General features: G+C 65.2%; 18 protein-coding genes. 4 read left to right on the forward strand and 14 right to left on the reverse strand.

The annotated features are described in order from the left end of the window. Positions 1-113: 113 nt before the first annotated feature. The 13 genes from WFI54_RS04375 to rpoB all read right to left on the reverse strand — a co-directional run bounded on the left by WFI54_RS04375 (position 114) and on the right by rpoB (position 21,725). A complete protein-coding gene (locus tag WFI54_RS04375; RefSeq protein WP_336651535.1) occupies positions 114-1,214 on the reverse strand; it encodes a UDP-phosphate alpha-N-acetyl-D-fucosaminephosphotransferase in 1,101 nt (366 codons plus the stop codon). Further along, on the reverse strand, positions 1,211-3,010 hold the full coding sequence (locus WFI54_RS04380; RefSeq protein WP_336651536.1) for a polysaccharide biosynthesis protein: 1,800 nt from the start codon (positions 3,008-3,010) through the stop codon (positions 1,211-1,213). Before WFI54_RS04380 ends, WFI54_RS04375 begins: the two co-directional genes overlap by 4 nt. A gap of 249 nt (positions 3,011-3,259) precedes the next feature. After that, positions 3,260-6,334 (reverse strand): hypothetical protein, encoded by a 3,075-nt coding sequence (locus tag WFI54_RS04385; protein ID WP_336651537.1) that lies wholly within the window; start codon positions 6,332-6,334, stop codon positions 3,260-3,262. After that, positions 6,331-6,936: an LPXTG cell wall anchor domain-containing protein gene (locus WFI54_RS04390; protein WP_336651538.1), complete on the reverse strand. Its 606-nt coding sequence runs from the start codon at positions 6,934-6,936 to the stop codon at positions 6,331-6,333. Before WFI54_RS04390 ends, WFI54_RS04385 begins: the two co-directional genes overlap by 4 nt. A gap of 195 nt (positions 6,937-7,131) precedes the next feature. Continuing rightward, on the reverse strand, positions 7,132-8,325 hold the full coding sequence (gene tuf / locus WFI54_RS04395) for an elongation factor Tu (RefSeq protein WP_336651539.1): 1,194 nt from the start codon (positions 8,323-8,325) through the stop codon (positions 7,132-7,134). A 167-nt stretch (positions 8,326-8,492) separates the two neighbouring features. Then, complete coding sequence (fusA, locus tag WFI54_RS04400; protein ID WP_336651540.1) at positions 8,493-10,613, reverse strand: elongation factor G; 2,121 nt, start codon at positions 10,611-10,613, stop codon at positions 8,493-8,495. 116 nt (positions 10,614-10,729) lie between these two features. Continuing rightward, positions 10,730-11,200 carry a 30S ribosomal protein S7 gene (gene rpsG / locus WFI54_RS04405; protein WP_024356767.1) on the reverse strand — a complete coding sequence of 157 codons (471 nt, stop codon included), beginning with the start codon at positions 11,198-11,200 and terminating at the stop codon, positions 10,730-10,732. Continuing rightward, on the reverse strand, positions 11,200-11,571 hold the full coding sequence (gene rpsL, locus WFI54_RS04410; RefSeq protein ID WP_017885335.1) for a 30S ribosomal protein S12: 372 nt from the start codon (positions 11,569-11,571) through the stop codon (positions 11,200-11,202). Before rpsL ends, rpsG begins: the two co-directional genes overlap by 1 nt. 277 nt (positions 11,572-11,848) lie before the next feature. Next, positions 11,849-12,490, reverse strand: coding sequence for a spermidine/putrescine ABC transporter substrate-binding protein (locus WFI54_RS04415; protein ID WP_442918332.1), 642 nt, complete (start codon positions 12,488-12,490; stop codon positions 11,849-11,851). Beyond that, entirely contained in the window at positions 12,487-12,969 is a 483-nt protein-coding gene (locus WFI54_RS04420) for a hypothetical protein (protein WP_336651542.1), read from the reverse strand. The genes WFI54_RS04415 and WFI54_RS04420 overlap by 4 nt, the downstream gene beginning before the upstream one ends. Then, a complete protein-coding gene (locus WFI54_RS04425) occupies positions 12,966-14,033 on the reverse strand; it encodes a hypothetical protein (RefSeq protein ID WP_336651543.1) in 1,068 nt (355 codons plus the stop codon). The genes WFI54_RS04420 and WFI54_RS04425 overlap by 4 nt, the downstream gene beginning before the upstream one ends. A 186-nt stretch (positions 14,034-14,219) precedes the next feature. Continuing rightward, complete coding sequence (locus WFI54_RS04430) at positions 14,220-18,113, reverse strand: DNA-directed RNA polymerase subunit beta' (protein WP_336651544.1); 3,894 nt, start codon at positions 18,111-18,113, stop codon at positions 14,220-14,222. A 114-nt stretch (positions 18,114-18,227) separates the two neighbouring features. Continuing rightward, positions 18,228-21,725 carry a DNA-directed RNA polymerase subunit beta gene (rpoB, locus tag WFI54_RS04435; RefSeq protein ID WP_336651545.1) on the reverse strand — a complete coding sequence of 1,166 codons (3,498 nt, stop codon included), beginning with the start codon at positions 21,723-21,725 and terminating at the stop codon, positions 18,228-18,230. 432 nt (positions 21,726-22,157) lie between these two features. On the opposite strand from rpoB, the gene WFI54_RS04440 reads away from it, so the two are divergent. Genes WFI54_RS04440 through WFI54_RS04455 form a run of 4 tightly spaced genes read left to right on the forward strand, consistent with a single transcriptional unit; the run spans position 22,158 to position 24,539 of the window. After that, positions 22,158-22,835, forward strand: a complete 678-nt coding sequence (locus WFI54_RS04440; RefSeq protein ID WP_336651546.1) for a phosphatase PAP2 family protein — start codon at positions 22,158-22,160, stop codon at positions 22,833-22,835. Then, positions 22,832-23,143: a glutaredoxin domain-containing protein gene (locus WFI54_RS04445; protein ID WP_336651547.1), complete on the forward strand. Its 312-nt coding sequence runs from the start codon at positions 22,832-22,834 to the stop codon at positions 23,141-23,143. The genes WFI54_RS04440 and WFI54_RS04445 overlap by 4 nt, the downstream gene beginning before the upstream one ends. Beyond that, positions 23,140-24,060 carry a spermidine synthase gene (locus WFI54_RS04450; protein WP_336651548.1) on the forward strand — a complete coding sequence of 307 codons (921 nt, stop codon included), beginning with the start codon at positions 23,140-23,142 and terminating at the stop codon, positions 24,058-24,060. Before WFI54_RS04445 ends, WFI54_RS04450 begins: the two co-directional genes overlap by 4 nt. Before the next feature lie 14 nt (positions 24,061-24,074). Beyond that, on the forward strand, positions 24,075-24,539 hold the full coding sequence (locus tag WFI54_RS04455) for a SprT-like domain-containing protein (protein ID WP_336651549.1): 465 nt from the start codon (positions 24,075-24,077) through the stop codon (positions 24,537-24,539). A 41-nt stretch (positions 24,540-24,580) separates the two neighbouring features. On the opposite strand, the gene WFI54_RS04460 is transcribed toward WFI54_RS04455, so the two are convergent. Further along, the gene (locus tag WFI54_RS04460; RefSeq protein WP_336651550.1) at positions 24,581-25,156 is read right to left on the reverse strand and encodes a DUF4916 domain-containing protein; all 576 of its coding nucleotides are present in this window, start codon (positions 25,154-25,156) and stop codon (positions 24,581-24,583) included. Between the last annotated feature and the right edge of the window lie 31 nt (positions 25,157-25,187).

Raw genomic sequence — 25,187 nt, forward strand, 5'->3', positions numbered from 1 at the left:
GCGCCGAAGCACGGAGTACTGAACCTGTCTATTCTCGCACGGGGAAGTTGAATGATGCAACCCGGGCGTGTCGCGGCTCGGAATCGCGCGCTCGCTAGGCGGGGACCGTGAAGCTAGGCATTTGGGCGGGCGGGGAGGAGGTTGGGGAGGAGGGAGTAGAAGACGACAACGGCGAGACCGGCGACGAGCAGGGCAAGTGTGCCCCACAAACCGGTGAAGAGCGACGCGATACCGAGCAGCGAGGCGATCGCCGTGCAGCCCGCCGTGATCGCGGATGCTTGCACATGCGTGTAGCCGAGCTGCTGGATGCGCTGGTAGGCGTGCTCCTTGTGCGGCTCATCCCAGCGCTTTCCAGCGCGCACCCGCTTCACGAGCGTCACCCCGACATCACCGAAGTAGATCACCATCGGTCCGATCGTCGCGAGGAACGGCACCCCCGCCACAAGCGCGGCGAAACTCGTCACCGCCACCGCTCCCCCGAGCAGGTAACTGCCGACATCACCGAGGAAGGCCCCCGGTTTCGTAAGGTTCCATGGCAGGAACCCTGCGAAGCCCGCGGCGAGCACCAGACCCACCAGCAACAACCAACCGTGCCCAGTGACAAAGCCCGCCACAGCAAAAGCGAGTCCGGCGATGACGCCGTGGAAACCGCTGATGCCGTTGAGTCCGTCCATGAAGTTCGCCACGTTGATGTAACTGGAGATGAAGAGCACCGCGTAGACCGCGAGCAGCACCAACGCCCACACCGGTGGCTGGATGAACACCCACCCGTTCACCCACTGCAGCACGACCGGGCTGACGAGCCCCGATGATCCGCCGAACAACTGCGGCTGCCACAGCAGCGACACCGCAACACCAGACGCGATGAGCAGCAAGCACAAGCTGCGCACCTTGACGCTCAACCCGCGCAGATCTTCGGAGAGACCCAGCAGACCCGCCGCAATCGACCCAGCAACCACCGTGATCGTGTTCGTCGACACAGCAGGGTGCCCGAACAGCAGGGGCAGAAACACCGATAGAATCCCGCCGACCGCCATCGCGATGAGCACCGCAAGCCCCAGGCCGCGCAGAACCGGACGCTCATGCGAAGAACGCTCATTGGGTACATCCATGATCCCAAGCTTCGTCAGCAGCGGCTTCACCGCGAACGGCAGCAGCAGGCTGAGCAAGAACGTGATCGCGCCAACCGCGATCACGCCGAAAAGTTCTGTCACTGCACCCGCTCCTCAGCAGCCTCGGTGAGATCGAGGCGCGCGATCCACCCCTCATGATCGAGCACATCGGGCGAAATCGTGTCGACGTGTGCGTGGGAGATCTTGGGATGGAAGGGACGTTCCCGCCCCTCACCATCGCCCACCAACTCCTCGTGCAGCTTCTCACCGTGGCGCAGCCCGGTGAACACGATCTCGATGTCTTTGCCCGACTGCGCGATCATGCGGCGCGCGACATCGATGATGCGCACAGGCTCCCCCATATCGAGGATCAGCACCTCGCCGGGCCGCCCGATGCCCCCCGCCTGCACCACCAACTGGCACGCCTCGGGAATCGTCATGAAGAACCGAGTAACCTCGGGGTGCGTCACAGTGAGCGGCCCACCCGCATCGATGAGCTTGCGGAAAGTGGGCAGCATCGAGCCGCGGCTGCCGATCACATTGCCGAAACGCACCGAAAGATAACGCTGCCCGGTCTGCTCCGCCATCCAAGCGGTGAGCTTCTCCGCTACGCGTTTCGAATGGCCCAGCACACTCGTGGGGTTCGCAGCCTTGTCAGTAGAAATGTTCACGAACGCACCGACACCGGCGCTGCGAGCCGCGCGCAGCACGTTGAGCGTGCCCATCACATTCGTCTTCCAGGCCTCGTCAGGGTATTGCTCGAGCATCGGCAGATGCTTGAGCGCCGCAGCGTGGAACACCACCTCAGGGCGTCGCTCCAGGAAGATTCTCTGCAGCGTGGCTTCATCGCGGATATCAGCAAGCACCACATCGTTCGTGTCGAGCAGGCCGTGCCCACTGATCGAAAGCTGCGTCTCCTGCAGCGCCGTCTCGTCACGGTCGAGCATGATGAGCTCGCTCGGCGCGAAGCGCGCGAGCTGACGGCACAACTCGGAGCCGATCGATCCGCCAGCACCCGTCACCAGCACCCGGCGATCCTGCAGATACTCGGCGATCGACTCGGTCTCAAGACGTACTGGGTGGCGACCGATGAGATCCTCAATGGAAAGCTCACGCACATCGGATATCGCCGAGGCGTTCTGCAGGATCTGCTCCAGCGGAGGCAGCACCATCGCGGTCACACCCGCGCGATCCGCCGCCTGATCAACCCGGCGCATCATCGCCGCATCAGCATCGCCGATACACACGATGAGGCGCGTCGCACGGGTCTGGCGCACCGCGTCTGCAAGGTCATCGAAACCGCCTAGCACGCGCACACCGCGCACCACCTGGTTGCGCTTCGAAGGGTCGTCGTCGAGGAAGCCGACCGGCAGCACCGCACCCTTGGCATCGGTGAGCAGCCGCTTCGCGGTCTGCACGCCCAGGTAGCCAGCACCGTAGAGCAGGGTGCGCTCGGCCTCAGCGCCAGGCTTGAGCTGACGCTCGCTGTAGAGCCGCAGCACGTAGCGAGAGACACCCATGAGACTAAAGGTGATCGGCGCGGCGATAATCATCGCGCTGCGCGGGATCCCGTTGCCATACCCCACCAGGAACGCGAAGATCCAGCCCACGATCATGACGGCCGTGATGTCGAAGACCAGGGCTCGCACCTCGTCGAAACTGCCAATCTCGTAGCGGTTGCGATACAGCCAGAACACCCAGCCGCCCAGGAGCTGCAACAGCACCGTGACAGCGATCACTGCGAGCGTCCAACCCCAGTGGATGCGGTTCAGATTGAAATCGAAGCGCAGCACCAGCGCCGCGAGAATCCCCACAGCCCAGGAAGCGGCATCGAGCAGGAACAGCAGCCCGTACTGTCTGGTGAAGTGGGCGACGCGCTCACCGGGGGTCTGCGGCACACGTACTCCATTCGATCTGATGAAACGGCCCTGGGCGGAACCCGGGAACATCTTCGAGGATACCGCCCGCGCCTCCGCTCCCCTCCGAGCAGACCTGGTGCGCCGCAGAACCTGCGATGAGCGAACGCATAAGAGCCCGGACTCCGCTCCCCCTCGGGATGCGAAGTCCGGGCTCTGCTCGATATGGTGCCTGGCGCAGCCTGCCCATCTTCGACCCGAGGGACCCCCCGAGATCGGATCAGAGGCAGGTCACACCAGCAGCAATGGCGGCGGTGCCGTGATCCTGCCGCCCGGTGGCCCGAGCGAAGCTACCGTGCTCGATCCGCCATATTCCCACTCATCACCGAGGAACACGAAGCGGAACCTCTTCTCAGTGAGGGTGCGATCCCACTCTTTCGTGAAGAGTTTGAACTTCACCTTCACCTCGTAGCCCAGCTCAGCAAAGAGCTCGGCGGAGAACACCCACTTGTTCTTCGCGACACTGTACTTGATGCCACCGGCGACGCCGGCCCGGATCGAGATGTCGAGTTGGGGCCCGGCTAGCCCGTAGAGCGCCGTGTTCGGCGCAAACACGGGGCCGACAGCCAGCTCACCCTCAAACTCAGCGTTCAGATCAGCAATGGGGCTGAAACCGAGCGGCATGCTCGACGACTTCGCCGGCTGGTTGAGTGATTCCCACCCGTTCTTATCGGTGTATTGCGTGCCGACCACATCGGTGCGGCTAAAGCCGATCTTCGCGGTGGCCGTCGCCTTCAACTCCAGCGTGGCTTTGATTTCGAGGTTGATGGTGTTCTGCAGCACAATCGGCACGGGCCCCGCCATGATCGTGGTGACCGGCATGTTGATCGACATCACCCGCTGCGACAGCGTCATGGCGCCCTCGAACTTAACGAAGAGCGAGACCGCGGCCTGCGCCTTGAGCGTGTTCGACAGCTCAATTGAGAACTTCGTGACGGTGATGCCCGTTGGGATCACCCGCCACTTCCAGGTGATATCGGTGTCGAGTGTGAACTTGAGCGACGGAAGCGCCTGCGCAGCGAGCGATATACCGACCCCGCCCTTGACGGAGCCCTCCTTCGCCCAGCGCTTGACCTCGTTCGCTACCTCGGCTTCGGGGTCGGAGGACGACGAACCGACGTCGGTCACGCCCCAGCTCTTCTCCTTCTTCACAATCTTCGTATTGACCTTGAAGCCGAATGCGGCCGAGATCTCCGCGCCCGCAGCGGGCCGGATTCCCACTGGCCCCGTCTGCTGCATCAGCGCAGAGCTGATACTCCCCTGTGCGGCGCTGGAACCGACGGTGTCAACCATCGGCACCGGCGGGCACTGCCCATCGCCCTGGTCGGTCGCATTGGGATCGCACTCGTAGGGAAATGGGTCGAGGTCAACCTCATCCCCGGTCACGATCTCGGCGGTTTCGTATCCGGTGTCACCGGGCACGCGTTCCGCCTCGACAGCCTCGGGCACGCCGTCAACCTCTACAGTGGCGCCGAAGCCCGACTCGTCAAGCCCGCTCTCCTCAAGGTTCTCGTACTGCTCATGCTCGTCGATGTCGACCTGCAGGAAGACGTCTTCGATCTTCGCCGACTTGGTACGCACTCGCCACCGTTCACCCACGAGATCTCGTGACTCGACCTCGGCGAAGAGGCCGTTCGGCGTGGTCTCGGTGGCACCTGAGATCAGCGAGTCACCAGGCTTCACATTCCAATGCGTCGCCACATAGACCACGTCGGGCTCCTCAGGCACCACAGTGGCATCGACGGTGCCGGCAGTCTGGTTGAGCACGTGGATTTCAGGGTCGATGACGGTGTCGTCTTCGGTGAAGCGCTGCACATTCAGAGTGACCTCGGCGCGCTTCGCATTGTCGCCGCGGTCGAAGGCCTCGACCGCGTAGCCGAAGGTGCCGCTCTGCGGCGCCGAGAGATCCGCCTCCCAGCGCAGCACGCCCTGCTCTTCCCAGACATCGGCGTAGCCGAGAATCCCATCGACGCCGTCGACCGATATCTCGATCCGGTCAAGGCTCGGGGTGCCCGACTCGCTCGAGACGGTGCCGCCCAGGGTGAAGTAGCCGTCCTCGGAGAGGTCGACCTGCTCGCCCTGCTGGTGCGTGTCGATCGTGATATCGAAGTTCTTCGTGGCCTGCCTGCGCTCAGCGCCGAGGATGTCGCCAACGGGCAACCATGACAGCTGCGCCTCCCCTCGCCGCAGTGTGTAGCCGTCTTCGTTGCCGCCTGTCGAGGCCGGCACGATCACGAGCTGAGGCGCAGCGCCACGGGCAGGATCGACGACGGCGCCCCGCGCGCGGCCTTCATAGGCCGGGCCGAACTCGAAGAAGCTCCGCTCAGTACCGGCCGTGGGGGTGAGCGCCACAAGCGCGATCGAATAGGCGGCATCCGAGTTCCGAGTGGCCGTGGCGAAGTCATCGCGTCGTTCAGTGACCTTGTCGGTGTAGCTCTCGTCGAGGCTGGCCGTGGGGACGAAGCTGCCAGGCAGGCTCAACTGGGTTCCTTGGTCGGGCGCATCAGGCATCCAGCCGACGACGTGCAGCAGGAGTTGCCCCGTCGCACCGGCAACACGCACAGGCACGCCCCCGTTCTCGTCCGGAGACAGCACCGTGGTAAAGGTGCTCACCCCGGCCGGCAGCGGCATGCGCTGTGTACCGAGGTCGAGCGTTCCTGCGCGATCGAGTTCGACCGTGGCGGTGACATAGGCGGCGCGCACCCGCTCACTGGGCACGCTTCCCTGTCCCGTCAGGCCGACGTAGACCGGATCGCCGCCGAGGCCCGAACCGGCGAGGCCATTGCGCGTGTCGGCCCGCAGCACAGGCTCGGCGAGCACCAGGGTGGAGCCGGGCTGAGCCTGGGAGCCGTTGAACGCGGCAAGCACCTCGACGCGCAGCTGCACAGGTGCATTGGCCCAGAGCTGCGCCCGCCCTTCGGCATCGACGGGCACCAGCATCGTGGTCGACGCGGAAACGCCCGCAGCGGTCTGCAGCGATGGCACACCACCTGCACGGAACACGACGGTGTCCTGTGCGGGTGAGAACACCGACACCCGCACCAGTGCGGAACTGTAGTTGATCGCCCCCTCTCCCAGGGAGACCAGACCGCCTGCTTCGGTGCCCAGCACCGCTCCGATACCGACCTCTGAATCGACCTCCGGCAGGCGGTCGCGATCGTTCACCCGGTAGCCGATCTCACCGGTGACCGGAACCGGATCGTAGTCGTCAGGATTCACGGGATCGGCATGCGCCGAAGCCGCGGAGCCGAGCACGAGCATGACAGCCGTGACGGAGGCGATGGCCAGACGTGTCATATGCTTCATCGTGCGACCTCCTCGCGCGTGGCGCGCACGCGGCGCACGCCCCAGACCGTACCGCCGGCAACCACGAGCAGCGCACCGGCCAGCGCCAGCCAGATCGGCTCCTCACCGCCGGTGCGTGCCATCTTGCCCTTCGCACCGCGCTGCTGCGAATCAGTGTCAGTACCAGGGACAGCAGGCTTCGGCTCCTCGCCAGGCTTAGCCGGGCCGGCCGGGATCGCGAGGCGCAGATTCGCGCTCTGCAGCACCTGTCCCTGGGCGTCGAGCACGGTGACCGCAAGATCGGGCCGCGTCGCCGGCGCTCCCGGCTTCGGCAGGATCGTCAGCTTCAGCGCGCCGGGCACCGCCGCGATCTCGCCGTGTAGCCCGAAGGTTGTCGGCGTCATCGTCACATCGACGGTCGACGCACCGTTCTCAGCGCGCACTGAGACAGCTTCCCCGCTCAGGCCGCTCTGCTCGAGCTCGATCCACACGCGTGCCGTTTCCGACGGCAGTGTGATCCCGCCGATCGGGTCTGAACCTGTGGCGTGAGCCGCCGTCACCCCGCCGAACAGCGTCGCCAGGAGCACACTCCCGATCACGCCGAGACGAAGCCTGTTTCGCATCCCCATCTGCTACTCCCCATACTCCGAAGCCCGCGAGCGCGGGCGACGCATGGGAACACCTTACGGAGCGGCGACACCAGAAAGAAACGGAGTAGGTGGAAACGCCTACAAGGAAGCACCCTCACCGCGCACCCCGGAAACGCAAAAGACCCCCGGGATTGCTCCCGGGGGTCTTTCTTAGCTCGCTAGCGAGACTTACTCGACAACCTTGGTCACCGTGCCGGCGCCGACGGTGCGGCCACCCTCACGGATCGCGAAGCCGAGGCCCTCTTCCATAGCGATCGGCTGGATCAGCTCGACCGACATGTCGGTGGTGTCGCCGGGCATAACCATCGGCTTGTCCTCGGGCAGGGTGATGACACCGGTCACGTCAGTCGTACGGAAGTAGAACTGCGGACGGTAGTTCGTCTCGAACGGGTTGTGACGGCCGCCCTCTTCCTTCTTGAGGATGTAGGCAGTGCCCTCGAACTTGGTGTGCGGGGTGATCGAACCGGGCTGAACGACAACCTGGCCGCGCTCCACGTCCTCGCGCTTGGTGCCGCGGAGGAGGAGGCCACAGTTCTCGCCGGCCCAAGCCTCGTCGAGCTGCTTGTGGAACATCTCGATGCCGGTGACGGTGGTCTTCTGCGTCGGACGCAGACCCACGATCTCGACCTCAGAGTTGATCTTCAGCGTGCCGCGCTCGGCGCGACCGGTGACGACGGTGCCGCGACCGGTGATGGTGAAGACGTCCTCGACGGGCATGAGGAACGGCTTGTCCTTGTCACGCACGGGATCGGGGATCGACTCGTCGACAGCCTCCATGAGCTCGAGAATGGAGTTGACCCACTTCTCTTCGCCCTGCAAAGCCTGGTAGCCCGAGACGCGCACGACGGGAGCGTTGTCGCCATCGAAGCCGTTCTTGGTGAGCTCCTCGCGGACCTCCATCTCGACGAGCTCGAGGATTTCCTCGTCGTCGACCTGATCGCACTTGTTGAGGGCGACGAGCAGGTAAGGAACGCCGACCTGCTTAGCGAGAAGGATGTGCTCCTTCGACTGAGCCATGAGGCCATCGGTCGCGGCGACCACGAGGATCGCGCCGTCCATCTGAGCGGCACCGGTGATCATGTTCTTGATGTAGTCGGCGTGGCCGGGTGCATCAACGTGAGCGTAGTGACGCTTCGGGGTCTCGTACTCAACGTGCGAGATGTTGATGGTAATGCCGCGCTGGCGCTCCTCGGGAGCCGAGTCGATCGTGTCGAAGTCGCGCTGGACGTTGGTGTCCGACGGGAACTTGTCAGCGAGGGTCTTCGAGATCGCCGCGGTAAGGGTGGTCTTACCGTGGTCGACGTGACCGATCGTACCGATGTTTACGTGCGGCTTGGTCCGCTCGAACTTGGCCTTCGCCACTATGGTCCTCCTCAGGACGTCGTTGCACCTGCTTCTCTCCGACGGTTTCGGAGAGCTACCGGTGCGGGGTGTGTGTACCTATGTTACAAGCTCAGGCCGATGATCGCGACTTGAGCCTTGGAGCCGGCGGCGGGGCATTTTCCCCGCCGCCGAACCCCTGGACGGAATTACTCGCCCTTAGCCTTCTGAACGATCTCATCGGCCACAGCCTTCGGCACCTCAGAGTAGGAGTCGAAGGTCATCGAGAACACCGCGCGACCGCTGGTCTTCGACCGCAGATCACCGATGTACCCGAACATCTCGGAAAGCGGCACGAGTGCGCGCACCACCTTCACGCCACTCGCATCTTCCATGGCCTGGATCTGGCCACGACGCGAGTTGAGGTCGCCGATGACGTCGCCCATGTACTCCTCGGGAGTACGCACCTCGACAGCCATCAGCGGCTCAAGGATCACGGGCTGCGCCAGGCGCGCGGCCTCCTTGAAGGCCATCGAACCGGCGATCTTGAACGCCATCTCCGAGGAGTCGACGTCGTGGTACTGGCCGTCAAGCAGAGTCGCCTTGACGTTGACCACGGGGAAGCCAGCGAGGATGCCGTACTGCATGGCATCGCGGATACCGGCGTCGACCGAGGGGATGTACTCGCGCGGCACGCGGCCACCGGTCACCTTGTCCTCGAACTCGTAGGTCTTGTCGCTGCCCTCTTCGACCTCGAGCGGCGCAAGCGCGATCTGCACCTTAGCGAACTGACCGGAACCACCGGTCTGCTTCTTGTGGGTGTAGTCGTACTTGTCGACAGCGCGACGGATCGTCTCGCGGTAGGCCACCTGGGGCTTGCCGACGTTGGCCTCGACCTTGAACTCGCGCTTCATACGATCCACGAGGATGTCGAGGTGCAGCTCGCCCATACCGGCGATAACGGTCTGACCGGTCTCGGCGTTGAGGCTCACACGGAACGTGGGATCCTCTTCGGCGAGCTTCTGGATCGCGACGCCGAGCTTCTCCTGGTCACCCTTGGTCTTGGGCTCGATAGCCACCTCGATCACGGGCTCGGGGAAGGTCATCGACTCGAGCACGACCGGGTTGGCCGGATCACAGAGGGTGTCACCGGTGGTGGTGTCCTTGAGTCCGATCACCGCGTAGATGTTGCCTGCGGTGAGCTCGTCAACAGGGTTCTCCTTGTTGGCGTGCATCTGGAAGATCTTGCCGATGCGCTCCTTCTTGCCCTTGGTCGAGTTGACGACCTGGGCACCGGAGTCTGCACGACCCGAGTAGACGCGCACGTAGGTGAGGCGACCGAAGAAGGGGTGCACGGCGATCTTGAAGGCGAGCGCCGAGAACGGCTGGTCGGCAGCGGGCTTGCGCTCGATGACGACGGTCTCATCGCGGGGATCGTGCGCCTCGATGGCACCGACGTCGAGCGGGTTCGGCAGGAAGTCGACAACCGCGTCGAGCATCGGCTGGATGCCGCGGTTCTTGAAGGCCGAGCCGCAGTAGACGGGGTAGATCTCGTTGTTGACGACGAGCTTGCGAATACCCTTCTTAAGCTCGTCGACGCTGATCTCCTCGCCGCCGAAGAACTTCTCGAGCAGTTCGTCGTCGGTCTCGGCGACGGTCTCGACGAGCTGCGCGCGGTACTCCTCGGCCTTGGCCTGGAGCTCAGCGGGGATCTCGCGGGTCTCGTAGTTCGCACCCATGGTGACGTCGCCCTTGGCGTCGCCCTCCCACACGAAGGCCTGCATCGAGAGCAGGTCGACGACACCGGTGAAGTCGGACTCCGAGCCGATAGGAAGCTGCATCACGAGCGGCTTCGCACCGAGGCGGTTGACGATGGTGTCGACCGTGAAGTAGAAGTCGGCACCCATCTTGTCCATCTTGTTGACGAAGCAGATGCGGGGCACGCCGTACTTGTCGGCCTGACGCCAGACGGTCTCGGACTGGGGCTCAACGCCCTCCTTGCCGTCGAAGACGGCAACGGCACCGTCGAGCACGCGGAGCGAACGCTCCACCTCAACGGTGAAGTCGACGTGACCCGGGGTGTCGATGATGTTGATCTGGTTCTTGTTCCAGAAGCAGGTCACCGCGGCACTGGTGATCGTGATGCCGCGCTCCTTCTCCTGCTCCATCCAGTCAGTCGTCGCGCCGCCGTCGTGGGTCTCGCCCAGCTTGTGGTTGACACCCGTGTAGAACAGGATGCGCTCGGTCGTGGTGGTCTTGCCGGCATCGATGTGGGCCATGATGCCGATATTGCGGACCTTGCTCAGGTCGGTGAGCACGTCTTGTGCCACAGGGGTCTCCTCCGAATAGGGGGTGAAAAATGTGTGCGGACCGGTGGTGCCGATCAATCATCGAGCTTGTCGAGGTGACGGGATCCGCCACCTCGACAAGCTCAATGCGCGGATGACTACCAGCGGTAGTGAGCGAACGCGCGGTTCGACTCGGCCATCTTGTGAGTGTCCTCACGGCGCTTCACAGCGGCACCGAGGCCGTTGGAAGCATCGAGGATTTCGTTGGTGAGGCGATCCGTCATGGTGTTCTCACGACGAGCCTTCGCGTAGCTGGTGAGCCAGCGGAGCGCGAGCGTGTTCGCGCGGTGCGGCTTCACCTCGACGGGCACCTGGTAGGTGCTGCCGCCGACGCGACGCGAACGAACCTCGAGGGTGGGGCGCACGTTGTCGAGCGCCTTCTTGAGCACGGTGACGGCGTCCTGACCGGACTTCTCGGCAACGTTCTCGAGAGCACCGTAAACGATGCGCTCAGCGAGACCCTTCTTACCATCAAGGAGGATCTTGTTGACGAGCTGGCTGACCACGGGCGAACCGTAGACGGGATCTGCGACGACGGGGCGCTTGGGAGCGGGACCTTTACGGGGCATTACTTCACCTTCTTTGCACCGTAGCGGCTACGAGCCTGCTGACGGTCCTTGACCGCCTGCGTGTCGAGCGCGCCGCGCACGATCTTGTAGCGGACACCGGGGAGGTCCTTGACACGACCACCGCGCACGAGCACCAGCGAGTGCTCCTGCAGGTTGTGGCCCTCGCCCGGAATGTAGGCGGTGACCTCGGTGCCGTTGCGGAGCTTCACACGAGCGACCTTGCGCATCGCCGAGTTCGGCTTCTTGGGCGTGGTGGTGTAGACACGGGTGCAGACCCCGGCCTGCTGCGGGTTCGCCTTCAGGGCGGGCGCCTTGGTCTTGGAGACCTTCGGCGTACGGCCCTTGCGAACCAGCTGCTGAATAGTAGGCACTGATTCTCCTCATTCGTCCTGCACGGTGACAGGAATGCTTATACGGTCAAGCATGTGCGGCTGCTTGCGCGGCCGCTGAGCTGCTGTTGCCAAAGATGCGCGAACGCGCCTCCGAAAACCGAGTGCAGCTATGCCGTGGGGGTGTCGACTCTGCTGAGCGATGAACCCTACTGGTAGCACTCCCCCGCTCGCACCGCTGCATGCACAACGAAACCACCGGTGGAGGGCACCAGCATGCAACTCTACGCGCTGCTATACCAGAGCGCAAGACCCCGCACTACTGCGGAGCTTCCAGATGCTGCGAAAGCTCTTCGAGCATGGTCTGAATCTGGGGCTCGACGAATCGCTGGATCGCGGCCCCGATCCGCTGCCGATGCGTCATCAAGGCGAAGCAGACTTCCCGTCCCGTCTCCTCCGCGATGGCATCGGCGAGCTCGATCTCCCGACGCAGGCGCTGCTTCTCCTCGGCGCTCAATGGCGGCCTCGGCAGCGGCGGCTCCGGTCGACTCTCCTCGGCTAGGCCTGCCAGGGTGAATAGGAACGGCTGCTCACCGTCATCGGGCTCGGGATCAGGATCCAGTCCCTCATACTCCGGTGCGAGGTTCGCCGCGGGATCGTAGCCGCCGCTGCGCCACAGCTCCTCACCTGCGAGCTCATCGTGCAGTGCCGGCAGCTGCGCCGCAGTGAACTCGTCGACACGCTTATCGATGATGCGCTGCATCCGCGACACCAGTGCATGGGTCACCTGATGCGGCACGTCGCTCGCGAGCCCCGCCGCCGACAGCAGCGGCGACCCGGTGCATCTGCCGCACAGCCGCGATCGCCCACGATGCGTGCCAGGCTTCCAACTCGGCACCCACCGCAGCCAGGCATCGACCGCCGCATTCACCCGCTCGTCGATCGCGCCAGCCACGATCACTCGTCCTCTCCTGCGCGCTCCCACGGCCACCGCGGAGCCGGACGCTTCGTATACACCCGCCGTGCCAGCACCGCCCAGAACAGCAGCGATGCCACAGCCCAGATCAGCGGGAGCACCCCGGCGAAGGGACTCACCCAGGTCTCATCAACCGAAAGCCCGGCGATCACGCCACCGAGGCACCACAGCAGATAGACGCCGCCTGCCGCAGCCACGATCACGCCCCATGCCGGGCCGCGCCGGCCGCGCAGCAACACCAGTGCCTGCTGCCACAGCGCCGCAGCAAGCAGCAGCAGGCCGAGCATCAGCAGCAGCGGAGCGGCCCACAGCGGCACACCGTCGCTCGACACCGGATCCCGCTGAAGCATCAGCGCAAGCAACCCCCAAGCCGCAATGAGCAACGCTGCGGCCACGATCGCTGCGGCCAGAACCAGGCCAGCAACGTAGCCGCGCGTCACCCCACGACGGGAGCCGTCAGTCACGACTGCTTCGCCCGCTTCCGTGACTTCTCAGGCTTCGACACCGCAATCGGTTGCTCCGGCTGCCCGTGCTTCTCCTGCACCTCTGCAAGCGCGGCCTCGTACTCGGCAAGCGCGACCGCGTTGCGCTGCTTCATGCGACGGCCACGACCGCCGATCCACGCACCGAACCAGATCGCAGCCTCTCGCGCCGCGAGACCGGCCAGAATCGCGGGCACCGTCAGACCGAAACGCTCCGCGATCACCGCGGGCGCAATGTTGAGCAGCGCACGGAACCCGGCCTCATCGACGAGCAGACCCGCCGTTGCCGCGATCCACACCACCACGCCCACGAGGAAACTGCCGAGCACATACGCCCACCAACCGGCCCGGCCCACGATGAGTACCAGCACCGACAACCCCACGAAGAACGCAGTCGCGGCAGCAGCGGTGCTCCACGACATCAGCTGCTCAGTGAGGCCGTCGACAAACTGAGACGGGGCAAGCGTCGGCGCGAGCCACAGCGCGATCACCCCGGTGTACAGCAGCACGAAGCCCACCGTGGCCAACAGCGCGATCAGCACACCGGCGCCGCGATTTCCGCGAATCTCAGGAGGCATCGGAGTCTGCATGTAGAGCGCGGCCATCGGATGGTCCGAGCTGATTCGGATCTCACCATCGCGCTCCGGCGGCAACTGCGCCTCACCCGCGGCCGAGGGCAGCTCGTCAAGAGTGGGCAGCGACGCCAGCTCAGGTGCCTCGTTGGAAGTGCGCGACGCAGAGGGCATCTCCAGATCGAGCTGCGTGTCAACCTCGGAGGCAGCCTGGCGCCGGGCCTGCTCGGCCAGCGCCGCATCGTCTGCGGCCACGGCCTCGCTCGACTCGACCACCACGGTCTCCTCGACAACCACGAGTTCGTTCTTCGCGTCAACGGTCTCGGTCTCAGAGGAAGCGCCCTTCGAGCGCTCCACCGCCGCCAACACCTCGGTCTGACTCGCCGCGGCCTCTTCTACGGGCGCTCCGGCATTCGCCGACGTCTCAGGAGCCTCTGCGGCTCTCGATGCCGGGGTCTCGCGCTCGTCGCTCATCGCTGCACCTCTCGTCGTGGGCGCTCGTTGCCGAGCACATACTCTGGCCGCCACAATACAAGCCACCACTGACAAAGCAGGCATCACGCGCGCAGAACACACGAAAAAGGGCGTCCGCACCGCAGTGCGAACGCCCTTCAGACCCGAGGATCCCGCGCACAGCACGCGGGATCCTCAGCCCGAACCCTAGCTGTAGTTGCCGGGGTTGAACTCGTCAGCGGTGAAGCTGTCGAAGTCCACGAACGAGAGATCATTCTCGTCGAACGTGCCCTCGGTCGCGAACAGGCGGTTCGGGTAGCGCTCCGCCTTCGCCTCCTCGGTCGCCTCGACATCCACGTCACGGTAGGTGCTCAGGCCGGTACCGGCCGGGATGAGCTTACCGATGATGACATTCTCCTTGAGGCCGATGAGCGGATCGCGCGATCCCTCCATCGCCGCCTGCGTGAGCACGCGGGTGGTCTCCTGGAAGGAGGCCGCCGACAGCCACGACTCGGTCGCGAGCGAGGCCTTGGTGATACCCATGACCTCGGGACGCGCGGTCGCGGCACGCTTGCCCTCGAGCAGTGCCTCGCGGTTGATCCGCTGGTAACGCGAACGATCCACAAGCTCGCCGGGCAGCAGCTCGGTCTCGCCGTGATCGACCACGGTCACCTTGCGCAGCATCTGGCGCACGATCACCTCGATGTGCTTGTCGTGGATCGGCACACCCTGCGAACGGTAGACGCCCTGCACGCCCTCGACGAGGTACTTCTGCACCGCACGCTCACCGGGGATGTGCTTGCCCTCCTCGGTCGAACCGACCTGCAGGATGTCCTTCGGATCGAGCGTGCCCGCCAGGAACGGCTGGCCGAGCTCGACACGATCGCCGTCCTCGACGAGCAGCGTGGCGCGCTTCAGCACGGGGTACACCTTCTCCTCGGTGCCGTCGTCCGGCGTGAGCAGAATCGTACGGCCCTTGGGCGTGTCCTCGATCGTGATGCGACCAGCGGCCTCAGCGATCGGCGACGCACCCTTCGGGGTACGAGCTTCGAAGAGCTCCTGCACGCGGGGCAGACCCTGCGTGATGTCAGCCGCCGAAGCCGAACCACCCGTGTGGAAGGTACGCATCGTCAGCTGCGTACCGGGCTCACCGATCGACTGGGCCGCGATGATGCCGACGGCCTCACCGATATCGACGCGCTGACCGGTCGCAAGCGAACGGCCGTAGCAGGTGGCGCACACACCGACAGCCGAGGTGCAGGTGAGCACGGAGCGCACCTTGATCTCGGTCACGCCTGCCTCGATGAGTCGGTCGATAAGCACATCGCCAACATCCTCGCCGGCAGCCGCAACAACGGTGCCATCAGCCGTAACGGCGTCAGTTGCGAGCGTACGAGCGTAAACCGAGTTCTCAACGGTTTCGTCACGCACGAGCACGCCGTTGGCATCAGCCGCAGCGATCGGCAGATCCAGACCACGACGGGTGCCGCAGTCTTCTTCGCGGATGATGACGTCCTGCGACACGTCGACCAGACGACGGGTCAGGTAACCCGAGTCGGCGGTACGCAGAGCGGTATCGGCAAGACCCTTACGGGCACCGTGGGTCGCGATGAAGTACTCCGCCACCGACAGGCCCTCGCGGTACGAGTTGATGATCGGACGAGCGATGATCTCGCCCTTCGGGTTCGACACCAGGCCTCGAATACCGGCGATGTTCCGGATCTGCAGCCAGTTACCACGAGCACCCGACGACACCATGCGGTAGATGGTGTTGTCCTCGGGGAAGTTCTCGCGCATCGCCGTTGCGACCTCTTCAGTCGCCTCGGTCCAGATGTCGGTGAGCGCCTTACGACGATCGACATCGCTGATCATGCCGCGATCGTAGTCGCGCTGCACCTTGGCTGCGAGCTTCTCGTGCGCCGCGATGATCTCGCCCTTGTTGGGCGGGGTCACGATGTCCGAGAGGGCGACGGTGATGCCCGAACGCGAAGCCCAGTAGAAACCGGCATCCTTGATGCGGTCGAGGGTCGCGGCGACCTCCACCTTCGGGTAGCGCTCGGCCAGGTCGTTGACCAGGCCCGACAGGCTGCCCTTGTCGGCAACGCGCTCGAAGTAGGGGTAGTCGACAGGCAGCGCCTCGTTGAAGATCGCGCGGCCAAGAGAGGTCTCGACGAGCACGGGCTTCTCGGAGGTGACGCCGTTCGCATCGGTGTAACCGATGAGACGAATCTTCGCCAGAGCACCGAGATCGAGGGTGCCCTCGTCCATCGCCAGGATCGCCTCAGCGATCGAGCCGAAGGCGCGGCCGGTGCCGATGGCGTCCTTCTTAACAGTCGTCAGGTGGTGCAGACCGATGATCATGTCCTGCGAGGGCAGGGTCACCGGGCGACCGTCAGACGGCTTCAGGATGTTGTTCGATGCGAGCATCAGCACGCGCGCCTCGGCCTGAGCCTCGACCGACAGCGGCAGGTGCACTGCCATCTGGTCACCGTCGAAGTCGGCGTTAAAGGCAGCGCAGACGAGCGGGTGCAGCTGGATGGCCTTACCCTCAACGAGCTGCGGCTCGAAGGCCTGGATACCGAGGCGGTGCAGGGTGGGGGCGCGGTTCAGCAGCACCGGGCGCTCGCGGATGATCTCCTCGAGCACATCCCACACCTCGGAGCGCGCGCGCTCCACCATGCGCTTCGCAGCCTTCACGTTCTGCGCGTGCGACAGATCCATGAGGCGCTTGATGACGAACGGCTTGAACAGCTCGAGCGCCATCTGCTTCGGCAGACCGCACTGGTGCAGCTTGAGCTGCGGGCCGACGACGATGACCGAACGGCCCGAGTAGTCGACGCGCTTGCCGAGCAGGTTCTGACGGAAGCGGCCCTGCTTGCCCTTGAGCATGTCGCTGAGCGACTTCAGGGCACGGTTGCCGGTGCCAGTAACGGGGCGGCCACGGCGGCCGTTGTCGAACAGCGCGTCGACGGCCTCCTGCAGCATGCGCTTCTCGTTGTTCACGATGATCTCGGGAGCACCGAGATCGAGCAGGCGGCGCAGACGGTTGTTGCGGTTGATCACACGACGGTAGAGGTCGTTGAGATCGGAGGTCGCGAAGCGACCACCGTCGAGCTGCACCATCGGGCGCAGCTCCGGCGGGATCACCGGCACCACGTCGAGCACCATCGCGGCCGGGCTCGCACCCGTCTGCAGGAAGGCGCTGACCACCTTCAGGCGCTTGATGGCGCGGATCTTCTTCTGACCCTTGCCCTCGGCGATCTGCAGGTGCAGCGTCTCAGCCTCAGCCTCGAGGTCGAAGCCCTCAAGACGCTTCTTGATCGCCTCGGCGCCCATGTAGGCCTCGAAGTAATCGCCGTAGCGGTCCATGAGATCGGCAAACACCGCGTCCTCGGGCTTCAGGTCGCCCACCTTGAGGTTGCGGAAGTCTTCCCACACGCGCTGCAGACGAGCGATGTCGTCGTCGAAGCCCTTGCGGATCGCAGCCATCTCCTTCTCGGCAGACGCCTCAGCACGACGGCGCTGATCCGCCTTCGCACCCTCGGCCTCAAGCGCGGAAAGATCCGACTCAGCCTGCTGCTGGCGCTGCGCGATCGCGATGTCGCGCTGATCCTCAAGTGCCTTCAGCTCGAGACGCAGCTCGGCCTCCAGCTCGGCGAGATCCTCGTGACGACCTTCCTCATCGATGTCGATGATCATGTAGGCCGCGAAGTAGATGACCTTCTCGAGATCCTTCGGCGCCATGTCGAGCAGGTAGCCCAGACGCGACGGAACACCCTTGAAGTACCAGATGTGCGTGACGGGCGCGGCGAGCTCGATGTGGCCCATGCGCTCGCGTCGCACGCTCGACTTCGTCACCTCGACGCCGCAGCGCTCACAGACGATGCCCTTGTAACGCACGCGCTTGTACTTGCCGCACGCGCACTCCCAGTCACGGCTGGGGCCGAAGATCTGCTCGCCGAACAGACCGTCCTTCTCGGGCTTCAGCGTGCGGTAGTTGATGGTCTCCGGCTTCTTGACCTCGCCGAACGACCAGCTGCGGATATCATCGGCGGTCGCCAGACGGATCTGCAGCTCATTAAAACTCGTACCCTCGAGCAAAATGTTCTCCTTGGTATGGAATCTGTATGTCTATGACCCGGTCATCTGCGGGGAGTCGCAGGAACTGAGGATCCTGAGACTCGCTCGCGCAGAACGACAGGGTGGATACGGCTCTTAGATCTCGTCGACCGACGAAGTCTCGAAGCGGCTGGACAGGTTGATGCCGAGCTCTTCCGCGGTGCGGTGAGCCTCATCGTCGTTGTCGCGCAGGTTGACGGCCTGGCCGTCAGCCCCGAGCACCTCGACGTTCAGGCAGAGCGACTGCATCTCCTTCATGAGCACGCGGAACGACTCGGGGACGCCGGGCTCCGGGATGTTCTCGCCGCGAACGATCGCCTCGTACACCTTGACGCGGCCGAGGATGTCGTCGGACTTCACCGTCAGCAGCTCCTGCAGCGCGTATGCGGCGCCGTAGGCCTCGAGCGCCCACACTTCCATCTCACCGAAGCGCTGGCCGCCGAACTGGGCCTTACCGCCGAGCGGCTGCTGGGTGATCATCGAGTAGGGGCCCGTCGAACGCGCGTGGATCTTGTCGTCGACGAGGTGGTGCAACTTGAGGATGTACATGTAGCCGACCGAGATCGGGTACGGGTACGGCTCGCCCGAGCGACCGTCGAAGAGACGGGTCTTGCCGCTGGAGTCGATGAGGCGGTCGCCATCGCGCGTGACGAGCGTCGAATCGAGCAGACCTGCGATCTCCTCCTCCGTCGCGCCGTCGAACACGGGGGTCGCGACCTTCGTGTTCGGAGCAGCCTCGAGCGCCTCCTGCGTGAGCTTCTTGGCCCACTCGGGGTTGCCCTCGACCTTCCAGCCCTGCTTCGCGATCCACCCGAGGTGGATCTCGAGCACCTGGCCGAAGTTCATGCGACCGGGGATACCGAGCGGGTTGAGGATCACGTCGACGGGCGTGCCGTCTGCGAGGAACGGCATGTCCTCGACGGGCAGGATCTTCGAGATGACGCCCTTGTTGCCGTGGCGGCCGGCAAGCTTGTCACCCTCGGTGATCTTGCGCTTCTGCGCGATGTAGACGACCACGCGCTGGTTGACGCCCGAGCCCAACTCGTCATCGTTGTCGTTCTCGGCGTCGAACACCTTGACAGCGGTGACCGTGCCCGAGACGCCGTGCGGCACCTTGAGCGAGGTGTCGCGCACTTCGCGGCTCTTCTCGTTGAAGATGGCGCGCAGCAGGCGCTCTTCTGCGGAGAGCTCGGTCTCACCCTTCGGGGTGACCTTACCGACGAGGATGTCGCCCTGCTTGACCTCTGCGCCGATGCGGATGATGCCGCGCTCGTCGAGATCCTTCAGCGCCTCCATGCTGGCGTTGGGGAGATCACGAGTGATCTCTTCCTTGCCGAGCTTGGTGTCGCGGGCATCGATGTCGTACTCCTCGATGTGGATCGAGGAGAGGGTGTCGTCCTTCACCAGGTTCTGGCTGAGGATGATCGCGTCCTCGAAGTTGTGGCCCTCCCACGACATGAACGCGACGAGCAGGTTGCGGCCGAGCGCGAGCTCGCCGTTCTCCGTTGCGGGGCCGTCGGCGATGACCTCGCCGGCCTCGATGCGCTCGCCCGCCTTCACGATAACGCGGTGGTTGTAGTTCGTGCCCTGGTTGGAGCGGTCGAACTTGCGCATGAAGTAGCTCTTGCGGCCGCCCTCATCCTCCTGGATGGTGACGACGTCGGCCGAGACATCTTCGACAACGCCCGACTTCTGCGCGGTGACAACGTCACCGGCGTCGATCGCGGCGTAGCCCTCCATACCGGTGCCGACAACCGGCGACTCGCTGCGCACGAGCGGCACGGCCTGACGCTGCATGTTGGCACCCATGAGCGCGCGGTTCGCATCGTCGTGCTCGAGGAACGGGATGAGCGAGGTCGCCACCGACACCATCTGGCGCGGCGAGACGTCCATGTACTGCACGCGCTCGGAGTCGACGAGCACCACCTCGGAACCGCGGGGGCGCGCGAGCACCTGCTTCTCGGCGAACTTGCCGTCCTTGGTGAGGGGAGCGCCCGCCTGCGCGATGAGGTACTCGTCCTCTTCGTGAGCGGTGAGGTAATCAACCTGATCGGTGACCTTACCGTCGAGGATGCGACGGTACGGGGTCTCGATGAAGCCGAAGGCGTTGATACGCGCGAAGGTTGCGAGCGCACCGATCAGGCCGATGTTCGGGCCTTCAGGGGTCTCGATCGGGCACATGCGGCCGTAGTGCGAGGGGTGCACGTCTCGCACCTCGACGCCGGCACGGTCGCGCGACAGGCCGCCGGGGCCGAGAGCCGAGAGGCGACGCTTGTTGGTCAGGCCCGCGAGCGGGTTGTTCTGATCCATGAACTGCGACAGCTGCGAGGTGCCGAAGAACTCCTTGATCGCCGCGAGCACAGGGCGCGTGTTGATCAGGGTGTTCGGGGTGATCGCCTCGATGTCCTGGGTGGTCATGCGCTCGCGCACGACGCGTTCCATGCGGCTGAGGCCGGTGCGCACCTGGTTCTGGATCAGCTCGCCCACCGCACGGATGCGACGGTTGCCGAAGTGATCGATGTCGTCGGTGTCGAGGCGCAACTCGATGGGCTGGCCGTCACGCACGCCGGGAAGCGTCTCGGTGCCGGCGTGCAGGCCGACGAGGTACTTGATCGTCGCGACGATGTCTTCGAGCGACAGCACCGAGTCGGTGATGGGAGCGTCGACGCCGAGCTTGCGGTTGATCTTGTAGCGGCCGACCTTTGCGAGGTCGTAGCGCTTCGGGTTGAAGTAGCTGTTGTCGAGGAGGGCCTTAGCCGCCTCGATCGCCACCTGCTCGCCCGGACGCTGCTTGCGGTAGATGTCCTTGAGGGCTTCTTCCTGGGTGAGGATGCCGTCTTTCTCAAGGGTGAGCGCGATCGACTCGTAGCCGGCAAACTCCTCGAGGATCTCCTCGCTGGTCATGCCCAGCGCCTTGAGGAACACGGTGACCGACTGCTTGCGCTTACGGTCGATACGCACACCGACCTGGTCGCGCTTGTCGACCTCGAACTCGAGCCAGGCACCGCGGCTCGGGATGACGCGAGCGGTGAAGACGTCCTTATCGCTGGTCTTCTCCTGCACGCGCTCGAAGTACACGCCGGGGCTACGCACGAGCTGCGAGACGATGACGCGCTCGGTGCCGTTGATGATGAAGGTGCCCTTGTCGGTCATGATGGGGAAATCGCCCATGTAGACCGTCTGGCTCTTCAGCACCTGAGTCTCGGTGTTGTAGAAGGCCGCCTCGACGTAGAGCGGGGCGGCGTAGGTCTTGCCGCGCTCCTTGCACTCCTCGATGGTGAACTTCTGCTCGTCGAGGATCGGGTTCTCGAAGGACAGCTGCATGGTGCCGGCGTTGTCTTCGATCGGGGAGATCTCGTCGAAGATCTCCTCCAGGCCGCTCTTCAGCGCGATGTCGTCGCGCCCCTCGGCTTGTGCCTCGACGACGCGCTCTTTCCACGCGTCGTTGCCGACGAGCCAGTCAAAGCTCTCGAGCTGCAGTGCCAGCAGATTGGGCACCGACAGCGTGTCGGAAATCTTGGCGAAGGAGAGTCGCGAGTGGTTGCGACCGTTCTTCGGTTGGGTGGTTGACGATGCGTTGCGCGCAGCAGCCAAGGAAACTACCTCCGTGGGCCCCGTCGGGCCGGTTGACCTGGTCTTGCGAGAGATGCATCGGATCACGAGGGCGAGGCTCATCTGCGCTTTCGCGCCAGCTCCCGTCGCCTCCCGCTATATGAAGGCATACTGGTGTCCGTAGTGCAACTATCGACTGTAACACCATTGTTATCGACTGTCCACTGCACACAACACTGTTCTCGCGGATCGCAGGCCACCCCCAGCATATTCCCCGCCAGCCCGTTCCGCCCAATTGACGCCTCCGGATCCGCCGCCGCCGGGATCCGCCGCACTCGCCCAGCCTTCCTCATGCAACAGCACCGATGCACCGTAGCGCACCTTTTCACCGCCGCAGGAGGTGCACCAACCTTGATCGGTGCGCGGAGAACGGCCGCGCGCCGCCTTCGCAGACTGCCCGGCTAGCGTAGAGCCATGTCCGCTCCCCCGCAGTCACGCTCCATCGCGCGCCGCGCAACCCCCTGGGCCGTCGTGGGCCTCGTGCTGATTGCGGGGTTCGGCGCCTACTTGCGCTTCGCGCACGCAGGCCCCTTCGCCATTGACGAGTGGTGGCACGGCGTGGCCGGGGTCAGTGACGGTTCGGTGGCCCGGGCAATCGCCGTCTTCATGGCGGAGGCCGGCAGCGGGATCGGGGCCGCCGCCTGCACCGCCATCGCCACCGCGCTGCTGCTCGCGCTACGCCGCCCCCGCGATGCCGCGTCGGTGGCGACGGCAATGCTCATCGGCATCGCCGCGTCAGAGACGATCAAGGCTCTCGTGCTGCGACCGAGGCCGTGGGAGCAGCTCTACCACGCGGCTGGCAGCTCCTACCCCTCCGGCCACTCGATGGGAGCCGCCGCGCTCGCAGTGTCGCTCGCGCTGATCGCCACTGAGTCTCGCCGCCTCTCGCGCACCGCGACGCGGTGGGCCTGGGTCATTGCGGCGGCCTGGACCGTCACCATGATGTGGAGTCGCACCGCCCTGCACGTGCACTGGCTCAGTGACACCGTCGCCGGCGCTCTGCTCGGGATCTGCGCGGCCGTGCTCGCCAGACGCCTCTGGGAGCGCCCCCCGGCATCAATGTCGGCGGCGCCGCCTAGGCTGGACGCATGAGCGAAACCATCATCTTCGGAGCCGACTGGTGCGGTGACTGCCGCCGCGCCAAGCTCATCTTCGACAGGGCCGGAGCCCCCTACCGCTATGTCGATCTCGTGCAAGATCCCGCTTCAGTCGAGGTGGCCCGCGATATCAGCGGTCGCACCAACATCCCGGTGATCGTCTACCCCGACCGCAGCCACCAGGTCGAGCCGTCGAACGCCGACATGCTGCGCAAGATCGCTGAGCTGGGGTTGGGAACTGCCGCGGGCGATGGGGCGAGGCGGGTCGGCGACGGCGAACACCCCACAGGAACGGCCCCGTGATTCTGCCGGAAGCCGTCGTGCTGAGCTCGGGCCTCACGGCCGAGTTCGAGGAGGATCGCTGGGTTCCCGGCGCGATCCAACTGCTCATCGACGGCACGCCTCAGTCGCACCTCGATCTGCGCAACCCCTCTGAGCTGTTCTTCGAGTACGTGCGGCGCATCGGTCACGTCATCGACCTGTTCCGGCCGGTCGGCGCGCCCATCTCGGCGCTGCATCTCGGCGGTGGCGCGTTCACACTGCCGCGCTACGTCGAGGCGACACGACCAGGCAGCCGCCAGCAGATCGTCGAACTCGAAGGGGCGCTCGTCGACCTCGTGCGCGAGGCCGCGCCGCTCCCGCGCCGTGCGAGCATCAGGGTGCGCCGCGGTGACGCCCGCGAGGTGCTCGGCAAACTGCCAGACGGGATGCGCGGTGCCATGGACCTCGTGGTCGTCGACATCTTCGCGGGAGATCGCACGCCAGCGCACGTGTCGAGCGTCGAATTCTACGAGCTCATCAGACCGCTGCTCGCTCCGGGAGGCGTGGTCGTGGTCAACGTGACCGACGGTGCCGGGCAGGCCTTCACCCGTGGTCAAGCAGCCACGCTCGCCTCGCTTTTCGACACCGTCGCCGCAATCGCAGAGCCGCAGGTACTCAAAGGCCGACGCTTCGGCAACGTCGTGCTGCTGGCCACCGGCGGAGAGGCCGACGGCACAGGAGGTGGTGCTGGCGGTGGTGCCCACGACGTTGACAGTGCTGGCGGCGGCTTCCACGACGATCTCGACTGGTTGCCCCGGCTGCTCGCGAGCGGCCCGCACCCCGCGCGCATGCTCGTGGGGCGCGAACTCGCCGATTGGCTGCGCGGCGCGCGAGCGGTGAGCGACGCCGACGCAGCCCCCAGCCCTGCGCCGCCACCCGAGGTGTTCGGGCGTGGCTGAGCCTGGCGACGACCGTGGCTGAGCTGGCGCGCGTACGCGTGTGGGCAGACGCACTGATCCGCATGCATCTCGAACCACGCTTCGGAGCATCGAGTTGGACCTTCGACTTCGACAGGGCGAAGCGCCGCGCCGGACTCTGCAACTACACCGAACGCCGCATCACCGTGTCGCGCTACCTCGCCGAAAAGTTCGACGACGATGAGATCCACCAGGTGCTGCTGCACGAGATCGCGCACGCGATGGCCGGGTCGGCCGCCGGGCACGGACCCGCCTGGAAGCAGATCGCGGCCGAGATCGGCTACGTCGGCGGGCGCACACACGACGGGGAGATCGCCCACGAGCGAGCCCCGTGGATCGGCGCCTGTCCCGCAGGGCACGAGCACTACCGCTTCCGAAGGCCAACCCGCGTCACCTCATGCGGCCGGTGCGCTCGCGGCTTCTCACGCGCCCACGTCATCGTGTGGCAGCCGCGAGGCTGATCCGCAACCGCGAAACCGACCCGCTACAGCCGCGAAAGCGATCAGCAGCCTCCGGCGGCGAGCGCATCACGCAGCAGCCGCCCGCGGCCGTCGGGAAGCTCGTCGAGCGTCTGCGGCGACACAGCCTCATCGGGCGACATCCACGTCACTTCAAGGGCGTCCTGGCGCGGGTTGCAGGTGCCGGTTACCGGCACCACGTAGACCAGCGACACTGCGTGCTGGCGCTCGTCGACATACGGCGAGATGCCCGGCATGGGGAAGTATTCGGCCACCTGCACAGGCACCAGGGTGGTGGGCATCTGCGGGAACGCCATCGGGCCGAGGTCGTTCTCGAGGTGACGGAACAGCGCCTCGCGCAGCGTCTCACCGAAGCGTACTCTGCCCGACACGAGCGATCTGTTGAGTACACCCTCCGGGGTGCTACGCAGCAGCAGGCCCACCTCGGTGATCTTGCCAAGCCCGTCGATTCGCACCGGCACCGCCTCGACGTACACCACCGGCAGTCGGCCTCGCACGAAGCGCAGTTCGTCGTCGCTCAGCCAACCGGGGTTGCCCGCCGGAGCGGGACGATCCTCAGGCCCTTCGGGCTCGGGCAGCTCGGCCGTGTCGATGCTCATGCTGCCATTCTTGCACCGCGGCGGCCGCAGC

The sequence above is a fragment of the Leucobacter sp. MMO-125 genome (genome assembly GCF_037148395.1).
In the GTDB taxonomy this organism is placed as follows: Bacteria; Actinomycetota; Actinomycetes; order Actinomycetales; family Microbacteriaceae; genus Leucobacter.

Coding starts and splice junctions, on each gene's coding strand:
- WFI54_RS04385 (WP_336651537.1), bottom strand. CDS start 6,334: ATGAAGCATATGACACGTCTGGCCATCGCCTCCGTCACGGCTGTCATG.
- WFI54_RS04390 (WP_336651538.1), bottom strand. CDS start 6,936: ATGCGAAACAGGCTTCGTCTCGGCGTGATCGGGAGTGTGCTCCTGGCG.
- rpsG (WP_024356767.1), bottom strand. CDS start 11,200: ATGCCCCGTAAAGGTCCCGCTCCCAAGCGCCCCGTCGTCGCAGATCCC.
- WFI54_RS04425 (WP_336651543.1), bottom strand. CDS start 14,033: ATGAGCGACGAGCGCGAGACCCCGGCATCGAGAGCCGCAGAGGCTCCT.
- WFI54_RS04440 (WP_336651546.1), top strand. CDS start 22,158: ATGTCCGCTCCCCCGCAGTCACGCTCCATCGCGCGCCGCGCAACCCCC.
- WFI54_RS04445 (WP_336651547.1), top strand. CDS start 22,832: ATGAGCGAAACCATCATCTTCGGAGCCGACTGGTGCGGTGACTGCCGC.
- WFI54_RS04460 (WP_336651550.1), bottom strand. CDS start 25,156: ATGAGCATCGACACGGCCGAGCTGCCCGAGCCCGAAGGGCCTGAGGAT.